The following is a 15,576-nucleotide window of genomic DNA, read 5'->3' on the forward strand; positions in this document are numbered from 1 at the left end:
CTCAGCCCTCCACGTGGGCGCGCAGCGCGCCGGCCCGATCGGTCGACTCCCAGGTGAACTCCGGCAGTTCGCGGCCGAAATGGCCGTACGCGGAGGTCCGCGCGTAGACGGGCCGCAGCAGGTCCAGGTCGCGCACGATCGCCGCGGGACGCAGGTCGAAGACTTCCGTGATCGCGGTCTGGATGCGGTCCACCGGCACGGACTCGGTGCCGAACGTCTCCACGAACAGGCCGACCGGGTCCGCCTTGCCGATGGCGTAGGCGACCTGTACCTCGCAGCGGCGGGCGAGACCCGCGGCGACCACGTTCTTCGCGACCCAGCGCATCGCGTACGCCGCGCTGCGGTCCACCTTGGAGGGGTCCTTGCCGGAGAAGGCGCCGCCGCCGTGCCGGGCCATCCCGCCGTAGGTGTCGATGATGATCTTGCGGCCGGTGAGGCCCGCGTCGCCCATCGGGCCGCCGATCTCGAAGCGGCCCGTGGGGTTCACCAGCAGCCGGTAGCCGTCGCTCTCCAGGCTCACCCCCTGCTCGGCGAGCGCCTTGAGCGTCGGCTCCACCACCGACTCCCGGATGTCCGGGGCGAGCAGGCCCTCCAGGCTGATGTCCCCGGCGTGCTGGGAGGAGACGACGACGGTGTCCAGGCGCGCCGGGCGGTCGCCGTCGTACTCGATGGTGACCTGCGTCTTGCCGTCCGGCCGCAGATAGGGACAGCCGCCGTTCTTGCGGACCTCGGTCAGCCGCTCGGCCAGCCGGTGCGCGAGATGGATCGGCAACGGCATCAGCTCGGGGGTGTCGTCGCAGGCGTAGCCGAACATCAGGCCCTGGTCGCCGGCGCCCTGCCGGGACAGCTCGTCGCTGTTGCCCTCGGCGCGCGCCTCGTAGGCGGCGTCCACGCCCTGCGCGATGTCCGGTGACTGGGCGCCGATCGACACGGAGACCCCGCAGGAGGCGCCGTCGAAGCCCTTGGCGGAGGAGTCGTAGCCGATGTCGAGGATCGTGTCGCGCACCAGCTGGGCGATGGGGGCGTAGGCGTGGGTGGTGACCTCGCCGGCGATGTGCACCTGACCGGTGGTGATCAGGGTCTCCACCGCCACCCGGGCGGCCGGGTCCTGGCCGAGCAGCGCGTCCAGGACGGTGTCGCTGATCCGGTCGGCGATCTTGTCGGGATGGCCTTCGGTGACGGACTCGGAGGTGAAGAGCCGCCGGCTCATCTCACTTCACCTCCGCGAGGAAGAAGGCGGCCTCGATGGCGTCGAGGGTGCGCAGGGAGTCGACCTCCAGGGTCTCCATCTCGATGGCGCGGCCGCTGTGCTGCTCCAGGAGGAAGACGAACTCCACGAAGGACAGCGAGTCGATGAGCCGGTTCTCGATCAGGTCGAGGTCGTTCGGGATGTCCTCGCGCTCCGGGTGGCGCTTGAGGATCCAGTCCTTCACCTGCTGCAGGCCGTCGGTCATGGCGGTACTCCTAACGGTGATCGAGGAAGAGCTGTGGGCAGAGCGGGCGTCTCACGGCCGGTGCCGGGGATCGCCGAGGACGGGAGCGGCCACGGCCACCGCGTAGTCCACGTCGTGGCTGATGCTCACCGTGATGTCCTGGATGCCGGACTCGGCCGCCATCTCGGCGGCGGTGCGGCGCAGTTCGACCAGTGGCCAGCCGCCGTCGGAGCGGCGCACCACGATGTCGCGCCAGGGCAGGAACCGGCCCCGGACCCGCAGGGTCTTGAACGCCGCTTCCTTGGCCGCGATCCGTCCGCACAGGCTGAGCAGATCGAGGCCGCTGGACGTACGGCAGTCGTCGAGTTCGCCGGGGTTCAGCATCCGCTGGAAGAAATCCTCGCCGTGGTCGTCGAGGAGCCGGCGGACGCGCTTGACGGACACGATGTCCATGCCGAGGTTCGCCCAGCCCGGGCCGCCGCCTTGGGCGGTGGGGTGGGCAGGCACCTCACACCCCCGGGCCGACCGGCTGGAGTCGGTCGCCTGCCGCGAGCACGGCTTCGGTGGCGGCGGCCCAGGTGCCGTACCGCCGCGCGAGGGCCGACAGCCAGCGTTCGAGCCCGAAGGCGACACAGCTGGTGGAGGCCGGCTCGCCGGTGCCGGCGAGGGTGATGGAGCAGCGGTCGCCGAAGAAGTTGCGGTGGGTGTTGACGGAGGCGATCGCGAGGTCTTCGAAGAGGAACTCGTGTTTGACCGGGGACAGCCGCTGCAACAGCGCCTTGGAACCGCCCTTGTCGTAGAAGGGGTCGGTGGCGGCCTCCCTGCGCAGCGGCAGGTCGAGCGCCCGGGCGAAGGCGGTGATGCGGTCGGTGAAGTCCAGCAGGTGCGCGTCCGCGTGTTCACGGCTGCCGAGGGCGACGATCTCCCGCATGTGGAAGCCGAGTTGGCGGCGCAGCCCCTCGTAGCGCTCCTCCTTGCGGAAGCACCAGCCGACCACGGTCACCAGGGTGTCCGCCGCGACCTCGCGGCCCTCGTGGTCGAGGTAGACGGCGTAACAGGAGGCGGAGGGCAGGCCGAGTGCGGCGGGCTGGAGCGAGCTGCACGGGAAGCAGCCCGTCTCGGAGCAGTACTCGCCGCGGCGGTCGACGTCGATCGCGGTGGCGACGACGGCTTGGTGGGGGAAGTTCTCGTAGTAGTCCAGCCGCTTGAGGTCGGCGGCGGGCAGCAGCGGGGGCATGGTCATCGGACGGGCCCCGGCGCTCACGCCCCACTTCTCGAAGGTGTCGTCGAGGAGCCGGAGCAGCGCCGTCTCCTCCGCTCCGAGGGAGGGCAGGCCGCGGCTCGCGGCCGGTGAGCGCGGGGGCGCGGTGGATATGGTGTCGGGCACGGTGGTGGACCACCTCTCGGTTCGCTGGACCGGCCGGTCCGGATCAGAGGACCGGCAGAGTGTCGTCGGAGAAGATCCCGGTCTTGAGGAAGAAGGCGAGCGGCTTGCGGATGGCCTTGCGCTCCTGGGCGCGCCTGCGCTCGTCGGCGAGCAGGGCGTTGCGCAGCCCCAGCGGGTCGGCGATGCCGGCGTCGCGGTAGACGTGCGGGTTGTAGAGGGAGTTGACGCTGAAGACGACGTAGCGCTTCAGGTAGCTCTCCACCTCGCGCAGCCGTTCGGCGCTCACCGCCTCGCGCATGCGGGTGAAGAGCAGCGAGACCAGCTCCCGGCCGAAGGCGATGTGCCGGGACTCGTCCTGGTGGTGCAGGCGGTTGACCTGGCGGATGGTCTCGCAGAGCGAATCGTCCTGCGCCATCCGGGTGTTGTAGTGGTCGACCAGCTCCTCGAAGAACAGGATGCGGGCGAAGACGAGGAAGTTCTCGACCTCGCTCTCCCAGGCGGAGTCGGCGCTCATGGTCATCGACGAGTAGATCTTGCCGCCGTAGCGCCGGCAGAACTCGGAGAAGAACCACATGTGTTCGTTCTCCTCGCCGATGAAGTGGTGGAAGAAGTCGGAGGGCACCTCGAAGCCCGGCGTGTGGATGCGTCCCACGACCTCGATGAGCAGTTCGCGGATGCCGTGCACGTTCAGGCTGTAGAAGTTGACGGACTCCCACTTGGACAGCCGCTTGAGGGTGTCCTCGTCCAGCCGGTCGTAGTGCTCGGTGCCGTAGACGGTGAGCAGGTCGGGGCTGGTCCACATGCGGTTCTCGTCCAGCGTCTGCGGCCAGGTGAACCGCTGGTACGGGTTGTAGTAGTCCTCGACGGACTTCTCACTGAGCCGTTCGAGGATCTCCAGGAAGCGGTCGTTGACGGGAAGGGCCGTGGCGGCCATGGTTTCTCCTGTCCGAGTGCGGGAGCCGGGTCAGGGACGGACCTCGTAGACGGCGTTCACCGGGGTCTGGGTCGCCCGCCGCCAGCGGGTGAAGCCCGCCTCCTCGGCGATGGCGCGGAACGCCTTCTCGCCGGAGTGGTTGCCGAGCGCGTGCGGGCCGCGCTGCGCGAGGGCGACCGGCAGGCACATCACGGCGGACAGCGCCATGAACATGCGCGCCGGCGGAGTGCGGGTGTCGATGTCGGAGGGGGAGACGTTGGACTCGACCAGCATCCATGTGCCGTCCGCGTCCAGCGACTTGTGGACGTGCTGGGCCGCGGCCACCGGGTCGCCCATGTCGTGCAGGCAGTTGAAGAAGGTGACCAGGTCGTAGCCGCCGCCGGGGTAGTCGTCGGCGGACGCGGTCTCGAAGACGACACGGTCGCTCAGGCCCTCGTCCTCGGCGAGCTGCCGGGCGATGGCGATCGCCTCCTCCGAGTAGTCGAAGCCGTACACCCGGGCCTCGGGGAAGGCACGGGCGATCAGCCGGGTGGTGTGGCCCACGCCGCAGCCGACGTCCGCCGCCGTGCCGCCGGCCGCCAGCTTGTCGCTCACCTCGTGCAGCGCCGGGATCCAGTCGGTCAGCAGCCGGTGCTGGTAGGTGGGCTGGAAGAAGCTGCCCATGCCGGTGTCGAGCGACGGGTCGTGCTCGGCCCAGCCGACGCCCTCGCCGCTGCGGTAGGCGTCGAGGAGCAGGTCCTCGGTGGCGTACAGCGCCTTGAGCGCGGTGAAGAAGCCCGCCGCGTAGGTGGGCGACGCGGGCTGCGCGAGGACGGCGGCGTGCTCCGCGGGCAGGGTGTACTTGTCGGAGGACGGGTGGCGCTCCACGTAGCCGGCGCTGAGCTGCGCGTGCAGCCACTCCTCGGCGTAGCGCGGGGCGATGCCGGCGCGCTCGGCCAGTTCGGCGGGGGTGAGCGGGCCCTGTTCGGCGAGCACGCGGTACAGGCCGAGCCGCTCGCCGAGGGAGACGGTCAGAGCGCGTACGGCGGCCGCCGCGTCGTCGATGACGCGCTGGTGGAAGGCGGCCGCGGGCTCGGTGGCCCCGGGGCCGGTCGGCTGGGTCATGACGTGATCTCGTCTCGGGTCGCCGTGAACAGGAAGGAACGGGGCACGCGGGGGGTCTCGCGGGGCGGCACCGGGTACGGCCAGCGGCCGAAGTCGGCGCCCTCCTCGCCCGGTTGGCGCACCTCCTGGACGGTCCAGCCGCAGGAGACGAGCAGCTGCTCCGGCTCCTCGGTGCCGAACAGCCAGGGGTTGCCGTCCTCTTCGAGGGCCTTCATGAAGGGCCGGGACAGCGGATTGCGCAGGGCGGCCTCGCTGATGACGTCGCCGAGCAGCACGGAGGCCGGCGCGCTGTGCTGCCACAGGGTCGCGAGCAGGGTGCGCACGGCGGTCTCCGGCAGGAAGAACAGCAGTCCCTCGACCACCCACAGCGTGGGCCGCTCCGCCTGCCAGCCGGCCTCCTTGAGGGCGCCGGCCCAGTCCTCGCGCAGATCGACGGCGACGGTACGGCGCTCGCGGCCGGCCGGTTCGGGCTCGTCGGCGAGCAGCGCGGCCTTGGCCTCCAGCAGCGCGGGCCGGTCGAGTTCGTAGAGGGTGATGCCGTCGGGCCAGTCGAGGCGGTAGTAGCGGGTGTCCATGCCGGCCGCGAGGAACACGACCTGGCGCAGCCCGCGTACGCGCACCGCGTGCTCGATGGCGCGGTCCAGGTAGGTGGTGCGGATGGCGAGGAACGGTACGGTGCCCGCGCCCGCGTAGCGTTCCAGCAGCTCGAAGCCGGTGGTGCCGGCGACGGTTCGGGCGTGGGGATCGGCGAACAGCCGGTCCTCGCGGTCGGTCTCCAGGGCCCGCGCGGCGGCGGTCCACTGGGCGGTGCGGGATACGGCCTCCACGGGAGGTCTCCCTTCGGGGCGGCGCTTCGTCGGTCGAAGCGGTGGGTGTGCGGACGGCCGTGCTCAGCGCTGTCGGGCACAGCAGGCGACCGGGTCCTGCGCCGCGGACATCGACGACGGGGTCGCGGCGCGGGAGTCGGCGGGACGCCGCCGGAAGATGCTGTGCAGGATCATGCTGAACACGACCGTCCCGTCGGCGGCCACCAGCTCGCAGCGGGGCTGGACGATGCCGGTGGCGGGGTTGCCCAGCGAGGGACGCGATCCGAGGATCTCGACCCGCGCGGTGAGGACGTCGCCCGGCCGGACCGGCCGGAGGTAGCGGACCTCGTCGATGCCGGGGGAGCCGGCGCAGGCGCTGTAGGCGAGCAGGCCGTCGACGTAGCGCCGCATGAAGAGCGCCGAGGTGTGGAATCCGCTGGCGATCAGCCCGCCGAACGGCGACTGCTTCGCCCGCTCGGGATCGATGTGGAAGGGCTGCGGGTCGTAGCGCCGGGCGAACTCGAGCACCTCCTCCTCGGTGACGGTGACCGTGCCGAGCTCGTGGATGTCACCGGTGCGGAAGTCCTCGAAGTAGCGCATGAAGCCCCCCTCTGGGCCGAAGAGCCGGTTCTCTGGGCTTCACTCAATCTACGAATCAGCCGTTTATTTTGTCAACCAAAATCTACGGCTCGATCAAGGCTTCGGCGATGTCCGTCCACAGGTCCTCCGGGTGCTCGATGCCGACCGACATCCGCACGGTGCCCGCGCCGATGCCGGCGGCCGCCAGCGCCGCGTCGTCCAGCTCCCGGTGCGAGGTGGACGCCGGGTGCGTGACCAGCGTCTCCACTCCGCCCAGCGACAGCGCCAGCCGGGCGATCCGCACCCGTTCGATGAACGCCTGCCCCGCCTGCCGCCCGCCGGCGAGCTCGAACGAGACCATGCCGCCGCCCCCGTCCAGGAGCGCTCGCGCGCGGTCGTAGGAGGGGTGGTCCGGCAGGAACGGCCAGTGCACGGCGGCGACTCGGTCGTGCCCGGCGAGGCGGTGCGCCAGCAGCTCCGCGCCGGCGCAGTGCTGGCGCATGCGCAACGGCAGCGTCGGCAGGCCGCGCAGGGTCAGCCAGGCCGCGAACGGGTCGGCGCACGCGCCCAGTTCCACGGTCCTGGGCCACACCCGGTCCCGCAGCGCCTCGTCGGCGAAGACGGCCACCCCGCCCAGCACGTCGGAGTGCCCGGCCAGGTACTTGGTCGTGGAGTGCACCACCACGTCGGCGCCGTGCTCGATCGGGCGGCACAGCACCGGCGAGGCCAGCGAGTTGTCCACCATGCTGAGCACCCCGTGCCGCCGCGCCTCGGCCAGCAGGCCCCCGAGGTCGGGCACCCGGCCCGTGGGGTTGGCGATGGTCTCCAGGTGCAGCAGCCGGGTGGTGGGGCGGACCAGGCCGGCGAACTCGGCCGGGTCGTCGCCGCTGATGTGGTCCACCTCGACGCCGAAGCGCCGGGCGAGATCCGTGAGCACGGAGTAGGTGCCGCCGTACAGGCACTGCCCGGCGATCACATGGTCACCGGGCCGCAGCAGCGCCAGCAGGACGCCGCTGATCGCGCCCATCCCGGAGGCGAACGCGATCGCGGCGGCCCCGCCCTCCAGCGTGGCGAGCGTCCGCTCCAGGGCCCGCACGGTGGGGTTGCCCCGCCGGGAGTAGACGTACGCCCCGTCCGGCCCGCCCATGGCCTGCGCCAGCTCGGCGGCGGACTCGAAGGCGAAGGCCGAGGACTGCACGATCGGCACGCTGAGCGGCCGGCCGCCGGTGGCCGGGGAATCCTGGTGCACCTGTACGGCGCGGGTCTGTATGTCCATCGCGGTGCTCCTCCGTACACGGGACAGGGCCGTCCGTTCCGGTTGCCCGAAACCGAACGGCCCGTCGAGGGGTTCGTCGTCCAGATGGCTCGTCGTCCAGGTGGACGGCGGTGCCGGCGGCCTGTGCAGTGCCGGTCCCGCCGGGTGGGTGCCCGTCAGACACCGGCCCGTTCGCCGGTCGCCTCCTGTGCGGCGCCGGCCTGTGCCGCGACCGCCTTCTCGCTGCGCATGGACAGGAGGGTGACCAGTCCGCCCACGGCGGCGATCGCCGCGGCCCACACGAAGGCCGCGCTGAAACCGTCGGTGAGGGCGGGGAGGTCGCCCAGCTTGCCGGCGCCCGCGGAGGTGGCCACGGCGGTCAGCGCCGCGAGCCCGAGCGCGGAACCCACCTGGTAGGTGGTGTTGACGATGCCGGAGGCCAGACCCGCCTGCTCCTGCGGAGCCCCGGACATCGCGGCCATCATCGCCGGGATGTAGGCGAGCGACATGCCGAGGGCCGCGACCAGCGACGCGGGCAGGACGTCGACCACGAAGGTGCCCGTCGGCTGGACCTGGGACAGCCACACCAGACCCGCCGCGAGGACCAGCAGACCGCCGCCGATCAGCGGCTTGGCCCCGAACTTGGCCATCAGCCGCGCGGTGATGGCCGTCATGAAGATCATCAGCAGCACGGTCATCGGCAGCAGCGCGGCGCCGGAGGCGAACGCCCCGTAGCCCAGGACCTGCTGGAGGTACAGGTTGAGGAAGTACCACATCGGGATCCACGCGGCGCCGAGCAGCGCCATCGCCAGGTTCGCCGAACCCAGGCGAGGCACCCGCCAGATGCCGAGCGGCATCAGCGGCTCGCGCACCGTCTTCTGGATCACGAAGAACAGGGCGAGCAGGGCGACGGCGCCGACCAGCTCCAGCACGGTGCCGGTCGAGGACCAGCCGACCTCCGGGGCGCGGACGACGGCGAACACGGCGAGCGCCAGACCGGCTGTGACGGACACGGCGCCGAGCACGTCCACCCCGCCACGCCGGCCGCCGACGGCGGGCAGCAGCTTGGCGGCCGCGAGCGTGGCCAGGCCGATCGGGATGTAGATGATGAACACCCACGGCCAGCTCAGCCACTGGGTGAACACACCGCCCATGAAGACTCCGGCGGTGCCGCCCGCGGGGGCCGCGGCGCCGTAGAGCGCCATGGCCTTGCCCAGCTCCTTGGGGTCGTGGGCGAACAGCATCATCAGCAGGGTCATGGCCGAGGGCGCGATCAGCGCGCCGCCGACGCCCTGGACCGCGCGGCCGACGACCTCGACGGACGCGCTCTGCGCGGCGGCGGCCACGACCGAGCCCGCGATCAGCACCGTCCAGCCGGTGACGAACACCTTGCGGGCCCCGAGCAGGTCGGACAGCCGGCCGCCGAGCAGCAGCAGACCGCCGAAGGCGATGACGTAGGCGTTGAAGACCCACTGCAACTCGCCCTGCGAGAAGCCGAGGTCCTTCTGCATCTCGGGAAGCGCCACCCCGATGATCGACGTGTCCATGATGACCATGAACTGTGCGGCGGCGAGCACGACCAGTGCCCACCAGCGCCTGGGATTGACGGCTGACATGACTCCACCCTTCTTGCGTATACCCCTAGGGGGTACCTGTGCGGTGCACCGTAGCATACCCATGGGGGGTATGTAAGAGAGTGAACTCACGGATTCCGGCAGGCAGTTGAAGGGCTCCGGAAAAAGCGAAAACCCCTCCGTCCCCGGGAGGGTGGAGGGGTTTTCGCCCGGAGCGCGGCGCCCGGCGCCGCGCGGACTCAGATGGTGCCGACCAGCTCGTAGCCGGCCTCGTCCACGGCGGCGCGGACGGCTTCCTCGTCGAGCGGGGCGGCGGAGGTGACCGTCACCTCGCCCTTGTCGGCGACGGCCGTGACCGCGGTGACGCCGTCCAGAACGGAGATCTCCTTGGAGATGGCGGACTCGCAGTGGCCGCAGGTCATGCCGGAGACCTTGTACACGGTGGTGACGCCGCTGCCGTGGACCTGGACGTCGGTCGCCGTCCCGGTACCGCAGGAGCCGCAGCAGGAGCCGGAGTTCTGTTCGGTCATGGCTACTTCCTCGGGTGAGAGCATGGTTCGGTCCGCGGGAGGGGCGGTGGGCCGGCCCTCCCGACATCTGAACGATATACCCCCCAGGGGTACTTAGTCATCCGACCGTCCGTGCCTGGGTGCCGTGTGGGCGCCGTACCCCTCGGGGGTATAGTGAGGGACCTGGCGGACCCAGCGCAGCGGGAAGGAGACGGCGGCCGTGACCTGTCGGCGGACCATCACCGGGGACGGCGTACGGCGCCGTGCCTGGGCCGCCGTGCTGACGCTGCTCGCCGCGCTCGCCGTCCTGGTCCACCACGACATGAGCGGCGCGCCGGCCATGTCCGCCACCGCCGTCATGGGCACGATGCCCGGGGCGGCCCGCACCGCGCCGCACGGCGGCACCGCGGCAGCGGCCGGCGGGTCCGGACGCACCGCGACCGGGAAAGCCGCGGCCGGACACACCATGGCCGACCACGCCATGCCCGGGCACGAGACGGGCGACCACGCCATGTCCGGGCACGGCATGTCCGCGCGCGGCACGCCCGGGTACGCCATGCCCCGGCACGGCGCGGTCCGGCACGGTGTGGCCGCCCAGGCCGTGACCTCCGGTCTGGAGCACGACGCCGACGGTGCCTGTTCCGGCCCCGGAATGCAGCACTGCACCTCCGGCGCCGTCGGCTCACCGCAGCTGCTCGCGCCCCCGGCCCTCGCGCCCCACGCCGTCCCGAGCGCCCCCGCGCGGGGCGTGCTCGCCGGACTCGGCCTGCCGGGCCATCCGCACCGCGCGCCGCCCGACCTCTCCGTCCTCTCCCGGTTGTTGATCTAGGCCTCCCCGGGCGGCCCGCTCCCGCCCGGGAGCGGATGCCGCACGCGCCAGACCAACGGCAGACCGAGACGAGGCATCCACATGAACAGCATCAACCGTCGCTCCGCCCTGCTGGCCGGGCTCGCCGTCGCGGGAGGCGGCGCGCTCGCCGCGTGCGGCAGCGGCTCCGGCGGCACCCCGGCCCTCGTGAGCCCCGACAGCAAGGTGGTCGCCGCCACCGAACGCGGGCGCAGGGCCAGCGGCACGGTCCGCAACGTCACCCTGACCGCCGCACCGGCCGTGCTCGACCTCGGCGGCAAGGTGACGGCGAAGAGCTGGGCCTACGGCGGCCACGCCCCCGGCAAGGAGATCCGGCTCACGGCCGGCGACACCCTCGCCGCCGAACTGTCCAACCAGCTTCCGGGCGGCACCACCACCTCCGTCCACTGGCACGGACTCGCCCTGCGCGCCGACATGGACGGCGTGCCCCCGGTCACCCAGTCCGCCGTCCGGGCCGGCCGCAACTTCACCTACCGCTTCGTCGCCGACACTCCCGGCACCTACTTCTTCCACCCGCACGTCGGCGTCCAGCTCGACCGCGGACTGCACGCCCCGCTGATCGTGGAGGACCCGAAGGAACCGCTGTCGTACGACGACGAGTGGGTGGTCGTCCTGGACGACTGGGTCGACGGTGTCACCGGCACCCCCGACGAGGTCCTCGCCGAACTGAGCCGGGGCATGGGCGGCATGGGCGCGGGCGGCTCCGGCCACGGCGGTTCCTCCGGCCACGACATGGGCGACATGGGTGACATGGGCGGGATGGACATGGGCGACATGACCATGAGCGGCGGCACGGACGACGGGGGCGGCTCCGGCGGCATGTCGATGAAGTTCATGCTGATGGGCGCGCGCAGCGATCTGCTCGGCGGCGACGCCGGGGACGTCAAGTACCCGTACCACCTGGTCAACGGCCGGGTGCCGGACGATCCCGACGTCTACACCGGCAAGCCCGGCAAGCGGGTGCGGCTGCGCATCGTCAACGCCGGCGGCGACACGGCGTACCGCGTCGCGCTCGGCGGGCACAAGCTGACCATCACCCACACCGACGGCTACCCGGTCGCCCACCAGCAGGTGGACGCCCTGCTGGTGGGCATGGGGGAGCGCTACGACGTCCTGGTCACGCTCGCCGACGGAGTCTTCCCGCTGGTCGCCCTCGCCGAGGGCAAGAAGGCGAGCGGCATGGCGCTGGTGCGCACCGGTTCCGGGACCGCGCCGAAGCCCACCGTCCGCCCGGCGGAGCTGACCGGCATGATCATGAACGCCGCCCGGCTGACGGCGGCCGACGAGGTCCGCCTGGACACGAAGGAGACCGACCGCGTCCACCGCGTCGAACTCACCGGCAGCATGGCCGAGTACGACTGGGGCATCAACGGCAGGCGGTACGACATGAAGCACCCCGCCGCCGACCCGCTCACGGTCGAGCAGGGCCAGCGGGTCCGGCTGGACTTCGTCAACAAGACGGACATGTGGCACCCGATGCACCTGCACGGCCACACCTACCAGCTCGGCACCGGCGGCCCCCGCAAGGACACCACCATCGTGCTGCCCGGGCGCACGGTGTCGGTGTACTTCGACGCGGACAACCCCGGCCGCTGGATGCTGCACTGCCACAACGCCTACCACGGCGAGGCGGGCATGATGACGCTGCTCGCCTACGAGGCCTGACAGCCCGCGGGGGGAGCGGGCCGGCCCGCTCCCCCCGCGCCGTCCGCCGGCGTCAGACGTTGCGGCGGTACTGGCCGCCCACCTCGAAGAACGCCTCGGTGATCTGCTGGAGCGTGCAGACCCGCGCCGCGTCCATCAGCACGGCGAAGACGTTGTCGCCGTCGACCGCCGCCGCCTTGAGCGCGGCCAGGGCGGCGTGCGCCTCCTGCCGGTGGTGGCCCTGGAAGTCCCGCACCCGGGTCAGCTGGGAGCGCTTCTCCTCCTCGGTGGCGCGGGCCAGCTCGATGGCGCCGGGCTCGGCCTCGTCCGCGTGCGGGTTGCGGAAGGTGTTGACGCCGATGATGGGCAGCGTGCCGTCGTGCTTGCGCTGCTCGTAGAGCATCGACTCGTCCTGGATGCGGCCGCGCTGGTAGCCGGTCTCCATGGCGCCGAGCACGCCCCCGCGCTCGCTGATCCGCTCGAACTCCCGGAGCACCGCCTCCTCGACCAGGTCGGTCAGCTCGTCGATGATGAACGACCCCTGGAGCGGGTTCTCGTTCATCGCCAGGCCCCACTCCCGGTTGATGATCAGCTGGATGGCCAGCGCCCGGCGCACGGACTCCTCGGTGGGGGTGGTGACCGCCTCGTCGTAGGCGTTGGTGTGCAGGCTGTTGCAGTTGTCGTAGATGGCGATGAGCGCCTGCAGCGTGGTGCGGATGTCGTTGAAGTCCATCTCCTGGGCGTGCAGCGAGCGGCCCGAGGTCTGGACGTGGTACTTCAGCTTCTGGGAACGCTCGTTGGCGCCGTACTTCTCCTTCATCGCGACCGCCCAGATGCGGCGGGCGACCCGGCCGAGCACCGAGTACTCGGGGTCCATGCCGTTGGAGAAGAAGAACGACAGGTTCGGCGCGAAGTCGTCCACGTCCATGCCGCGCGCCAGGTACGCCTCGACGTAGGTGAAGCCGTTGGCCAGGGTGAAGGCCAGCTGGCTGATCGGGTTCGCGCCCGCTTCGGCGATGTGGTAGCCGGAGATGGACACCGAGTAGAAGTTGCGGACCTTGTTGGCGATGAACCACTCCTGGATGTCGGCCATCATCCGCAGCGAGAACTCGGTGGAGAAAAGACAGGTGTTCTGGCCCTGGTCCTCCTTGAGGATGTCGGCCTGCACCGTGCCGCGGACGTTCGCCAGCGCGTGCGCGCGCAGCTCGGCCGCCTCCTGCGCCGACGGCTCGCGGCCCTCGGCTGCGCGGAACCGCTCGATCTGCTGGTCGATCGCGGTGTTCAGGAAGAACGCCAGCACGGTGGGGGCCGGGCCGTTGATCGTCATGGAGACCGAGGTCGTCGGGGCGATCAGGTCGAAGCCGTCGTACAGCGCCTTCATGTCGTCCAGGTGGGCGACCGAGACGCCGGAGGTGCCGACCTTGCCGTAGATGTCGGGGCGCTCGTCGGGGTCGCGGCCGTAGAGGGTGACCGAGTCGAAGGCGGTGGACAGCCGGGTGGCCGGCTGGCCCTCCGAGAGCAGCTTGAAGCGCCGGTTGGTGCGGAACGGGTCGCCCTCGCCGGCGAACATCCGTGCCGGGTCCTCGCCGTCCCGCTTGAAGGGGAACACCCCGGCGGTGAACGGGAAGTGGCCGGGCAGGTTCTCCCGCCGCCAGAACCGTACCAGCTCGCCGTGGTCGGTGAAGCGGGGCAGCGCCACCCGGGGGATCTTGTTGCCCGAGAGGGACTCGCGGGTCAGCTTGGTGTGGATCTCCCGGTCGCGGATCTTCACGACCTGCTCGTCGCCGGAGTACGACGCCACGACGGCGGGCCAGTTCTCGATCTGCTCGGTGACCTCGTGCGGGAGCCGCTTCAGCGCGTCTTCGAGCAGCGCCTCCACATTGCCGGCGTCCGACCCGGCCGCGGCGAGTTCGCCCTTGACCGCGTCCAGTCGCTGCACCCTGCGGGCCGCCTCGGCGAGCTCCTCGGTCCGGGCGTGGTAGGCGCGGACCGTCTCGGTGATCTCGGCGAGGTAGCGCACCCGGTCGGCGGGCACCACCTGGCGGATGCCGGAGGAGTGCCGCACCGTGACGGGCGCGAGGGTGCCCTCGTCCAGGGACAGGCCCCTCTCGCCCAGGGACGTCTTCAGATGCTGGAAGAGCGCGGTGACCCCGTCGTCGTTGAACGTCGCGGCCGAGGTGCCGTACACCGGCATGTCCTCGGGCTTCTTGTCGAACGCCTCGCGGTTGCGCACCAGTTGGCGGCTCACGTCGCGCAGCGCGTCCTTGGCGCCGCGCCGCTCGAACTTGTTGACCGCGACCACGTCGGCGAAGTCGAGCATGTCGATCTTCTCCAGCTGGGAGGCGGCGCCGAACTCCGGCGTCATCACGTACAGCGAGGTGTCGACGAACGGCACGATCGCCGCGTCGCCCTGGCCGATGCCCGGCGTCTCCACGATCACCAGGTCGAACCCGGCGGCCTTGACCACGTCGATGACCTCGGAGAGGTGCTCCGGCAGCTCATGGCTGCCGCGCGTGGCCAGGCTGCGGAAGAACACCCGGTTGCCGTCCAGGGAGTTCATCCGGATCCGGTCGCCGAGCAGCGCGCCGCCGCCGCGCCGGCGGGTCGGGTCGACCGCGATGACCGCGATGCGCAGCTTGTCCTGCTGGTCCACCCGGAAGCGGCGCACCAGCTCGTCGGTCAGCGAGGACTTGCCGGAGCCGCCGGTGCCGGTGATGCCGAGCACCGGCACCACCCGGGACGCCGCCGCGGCCCGCAGCTGCTCCAGGAACCCGGGGGGCAGCGCGCCGAGTTCCGCGCCCGTGATGGCACGGGCGATCGCGAACCGGTCACCGGCCAGCACGGCCGCGGCATCGGCCGGCTTGCCCTCCCACAGGTCGAAGTCGCAGTCCCGTACCACCGAGTTGATCATCCCGGCGAGGCCCATCCGCTGCCCGTCCTCGGGGGAGAAGATGGTCACCCCGCTGCCGCGCAGCCGGGTGATCTCCTCGGGCACGATCACGCCGCCCCCGCCGCCCACCACGCGGATGTGCTCCGCGCCCCGCTCGCGCAGCGACTCGACCAGGTACTCGAAGTACTCCACATGGCCGCCCTGGTAGGAGGAGACCGCCACGCCGTGCGCGTCCTCCTCCAGCGCCGCGTTCACGACCTCCTGCACCGAGCGGTTGTGCCCGAGGTGGATCACTTCGGCGCCCTGGGCCTGGAAGATCCGCCGCATGATGTTGATCGACGCGTCGTGCCCGTCGAACAGAGCCGATGCGGTGACGAGGCGGACGGGGTGCACGGGCCGGTGCAGATCACTCATCGGGGGCCTTCCCAGACAGGTCGACGGGACGCGTATCAGAGAAATACTAGGACGTCCTAGTAAAGCGCAGAAGGCGCGGAGGGTGTGACCAGGGGCACAGCGGGCGAAGGCTTCTTGTGAATCGCGATCAGTGTGCGGCCGAGCGTACGGAGCCCGTCAATCACGCCTCACCCGCCGTC

General features: G+C 71.3%; 14 protein-coding genes. 2 read left to right on the plus strand and 12 right to left on the minus strand.

The window, feature by feature from the left end; genetic code table 11:
* Position 1: 1 nt before the first annotated feature.
* The 11 genes from metK to HZZ00_RS15945 all read right to left on the minus strand — a co-directional run bounded on the left by metK (position 2) and on the right by HZZ00_RS15945 (position 9,602).
* Complete coding sequence (metK, locus tag HZZ00_RS15895; protein ID WP_180332792.1) at positions 2-1,210, minus strand: methionine adenosyltransferase; 1,209 nt, start codon at positions 1,208-1,210, stop codon at positions 2-4.
* Between the two features lies 1 nt (position 1,211).
* Positions 1,212-1,454, minus strand: coding sequence for an acyl carrier protein (locus HZZ00_RS15900; protein WP_070021861.1), 243 nt, complete (start codon positions 1,452-1,454; stop codon positions 1,212-1,214).
* A gap of 51 nt (positions 1,455-1,505) precedes the next feature.
* Entirely contained in the window at positions 1,506-1,940 is a 435-nt protein-coding gene (acpS, locus tag HZZ00_RS15905; RefSeq protein ID WP_070021862.1) for a holo-ACP synthase, read from the minus strand.
* 1 nt (position 1,941) lies between these two features.
* The gene (locus HZZ00_RS15910; protein WP_257585826.1) at positions 1,942-2,820 is read right to left on the minus strand and encodes a hypothetical protein; all 879 of its coding nucleotides are present in this window, start codon (positions 2,818-2,820) and stop codon (positions 1,942-1,944) included.
* 43 nt (positions 2,821-2,863) lie between these two features.
* Positions 2,864-3,754: a diiron oxygenase gene (locus tag HZZ00_RS15915; RefSeq protein WP_180332793.1), complete on the minus strand. Its 891-nt coding sequence runs from the start codon at positions 3,752-3,754 to the stop codon at positions 2,864-2,866.
* A gap of 30 nt (positions 3,755-3,784) precedes the next feature.
* Positions 3,785-4,858: a methyltransferase gene (locus HZZ00_RS15920; RefSeq protein ID WP_180332794.1), complete on the minus strand. Its 1,074-nt coding sequence runs from the start codon at positions 4,856-4,858 to the stop codon at positions 3,785-3,787.
* Entirely contained in the window at positions 4,855-5,685 is an 831-nt protein-coding gene (locus tag HZZ00_RS15925) for an SAM-dependent methyltransferase (protein WP_180332795.1), read from the minus strand. Before HZZ00_RS15925 ends, HZZ00_RS15920 begins: the two co-directional genes overlap by 4 nt.
* A gap of 63 nt (positions 5,686-5,748) precedes the next feature.
* The gene (locus tag HZZ00_RS15930) at positions 5,749-6,264 is read right to left on the minus strand and encodes a MaoC family dehydratase (RefSeq protein ID WP_180332796.1); all 516 of its coding nucleotides are present in this window, start codon (positions 6,262-6,264) and stop codon (positions 5,749-5,751) included.
* An 82-nt stretch (positions 6,265-6,346) separates the two neighbouring features.
* Entirely contained in the window at positions 6,347-7,519 is a 1,173-nt protein-coding gene (locus tag HZZ00_RS15935) for a PLP-dependent aspartate aminotransferase family protein (RefSeq protein WP_180332797.1), read from the minus strand.
* Positions 7,520-7,674: 155 nt separating this feature from the next.
* A complete protein-coding gene (locus HZZ00_RS15940; RefSeq protein ID WP_180332798.1) occupies positions 7,675-9,114 on the minus strand; it encodes an MFS transporter in 1,440 nt (479 codons plus the stop codon).
* Between the two features lie 197 nt (positions 9,115-9,311).
* On the minus strand, positions 9,312-9,602 hold the full coding sequence (locus HZZ00_RS15945) for a heavy-metal-associated domain-containing protein (protein ID WP_107409060.1): 291 nt from the start codon (positions 9,600-9,602) through the stop codon (positions 9,312-9,314).
* Between the two features lie 199 nt (positions 9,603-9,801).
* On the opposite strand from HZZ00_RS15945, the gene HZZ00_RS15950 reads away from it, so the two are divergent.
* Positions 9,802-10,410, plus strand: coding sequence for a hypothetical protein (locus HZZ00_RS15950; RefSeq protein ID WP_180332799.1), 609 nt, complete (start codon positions 9,802-9,804; stop codon positions 10,408-10,410).
* Positions 10,411-10,491: 81 nt separating this feature from the next.
* The gene (locus tag HZZ00_RS15955; RefSeq protein ID WP_180332800.1) at positions 10,492-12,114 is read left to right on the plus strand and encodes a multicopper oxidase family protein; all 1,623 of its coding nucleotides are present in this window, start codon (positions 10,492-10,494) and stop codon (positions 12,112-12,114) included.
* A 52-nt stretch (positions 12,115-12,166) separates the two neighbouring features.
* Here the strand turns inward: HZZ00_RS15955 and icmF are convergent, their stop codons facing one another.
* Positions 12,167-15,397: a fused isobutyryl-CoA mutase/GTPase IcmF gene (gene icmF / locus HZZ00_RS15960; protein WP_180332801.1), complete on the minus strand. Its 3,231-nt coding sequence runs from the start codon at positions 15,395-15,397 to the stop codon at positions 12,167-12,169.
* Between the last annotated feature and the right edge of the window lie 179 nt (positions 15,398-15,576).

The sequence above is a fragment of the Streptomyces sp. NEAU-sy36 genome (genome assembly GCF_013423905.1).
Classification (GTDB): Bacteria; Actinomycetota; Actinomycetes; order Streptomycetales; family Streptomycetaceae; genus Streptomyces; species Streptomyces misionensis.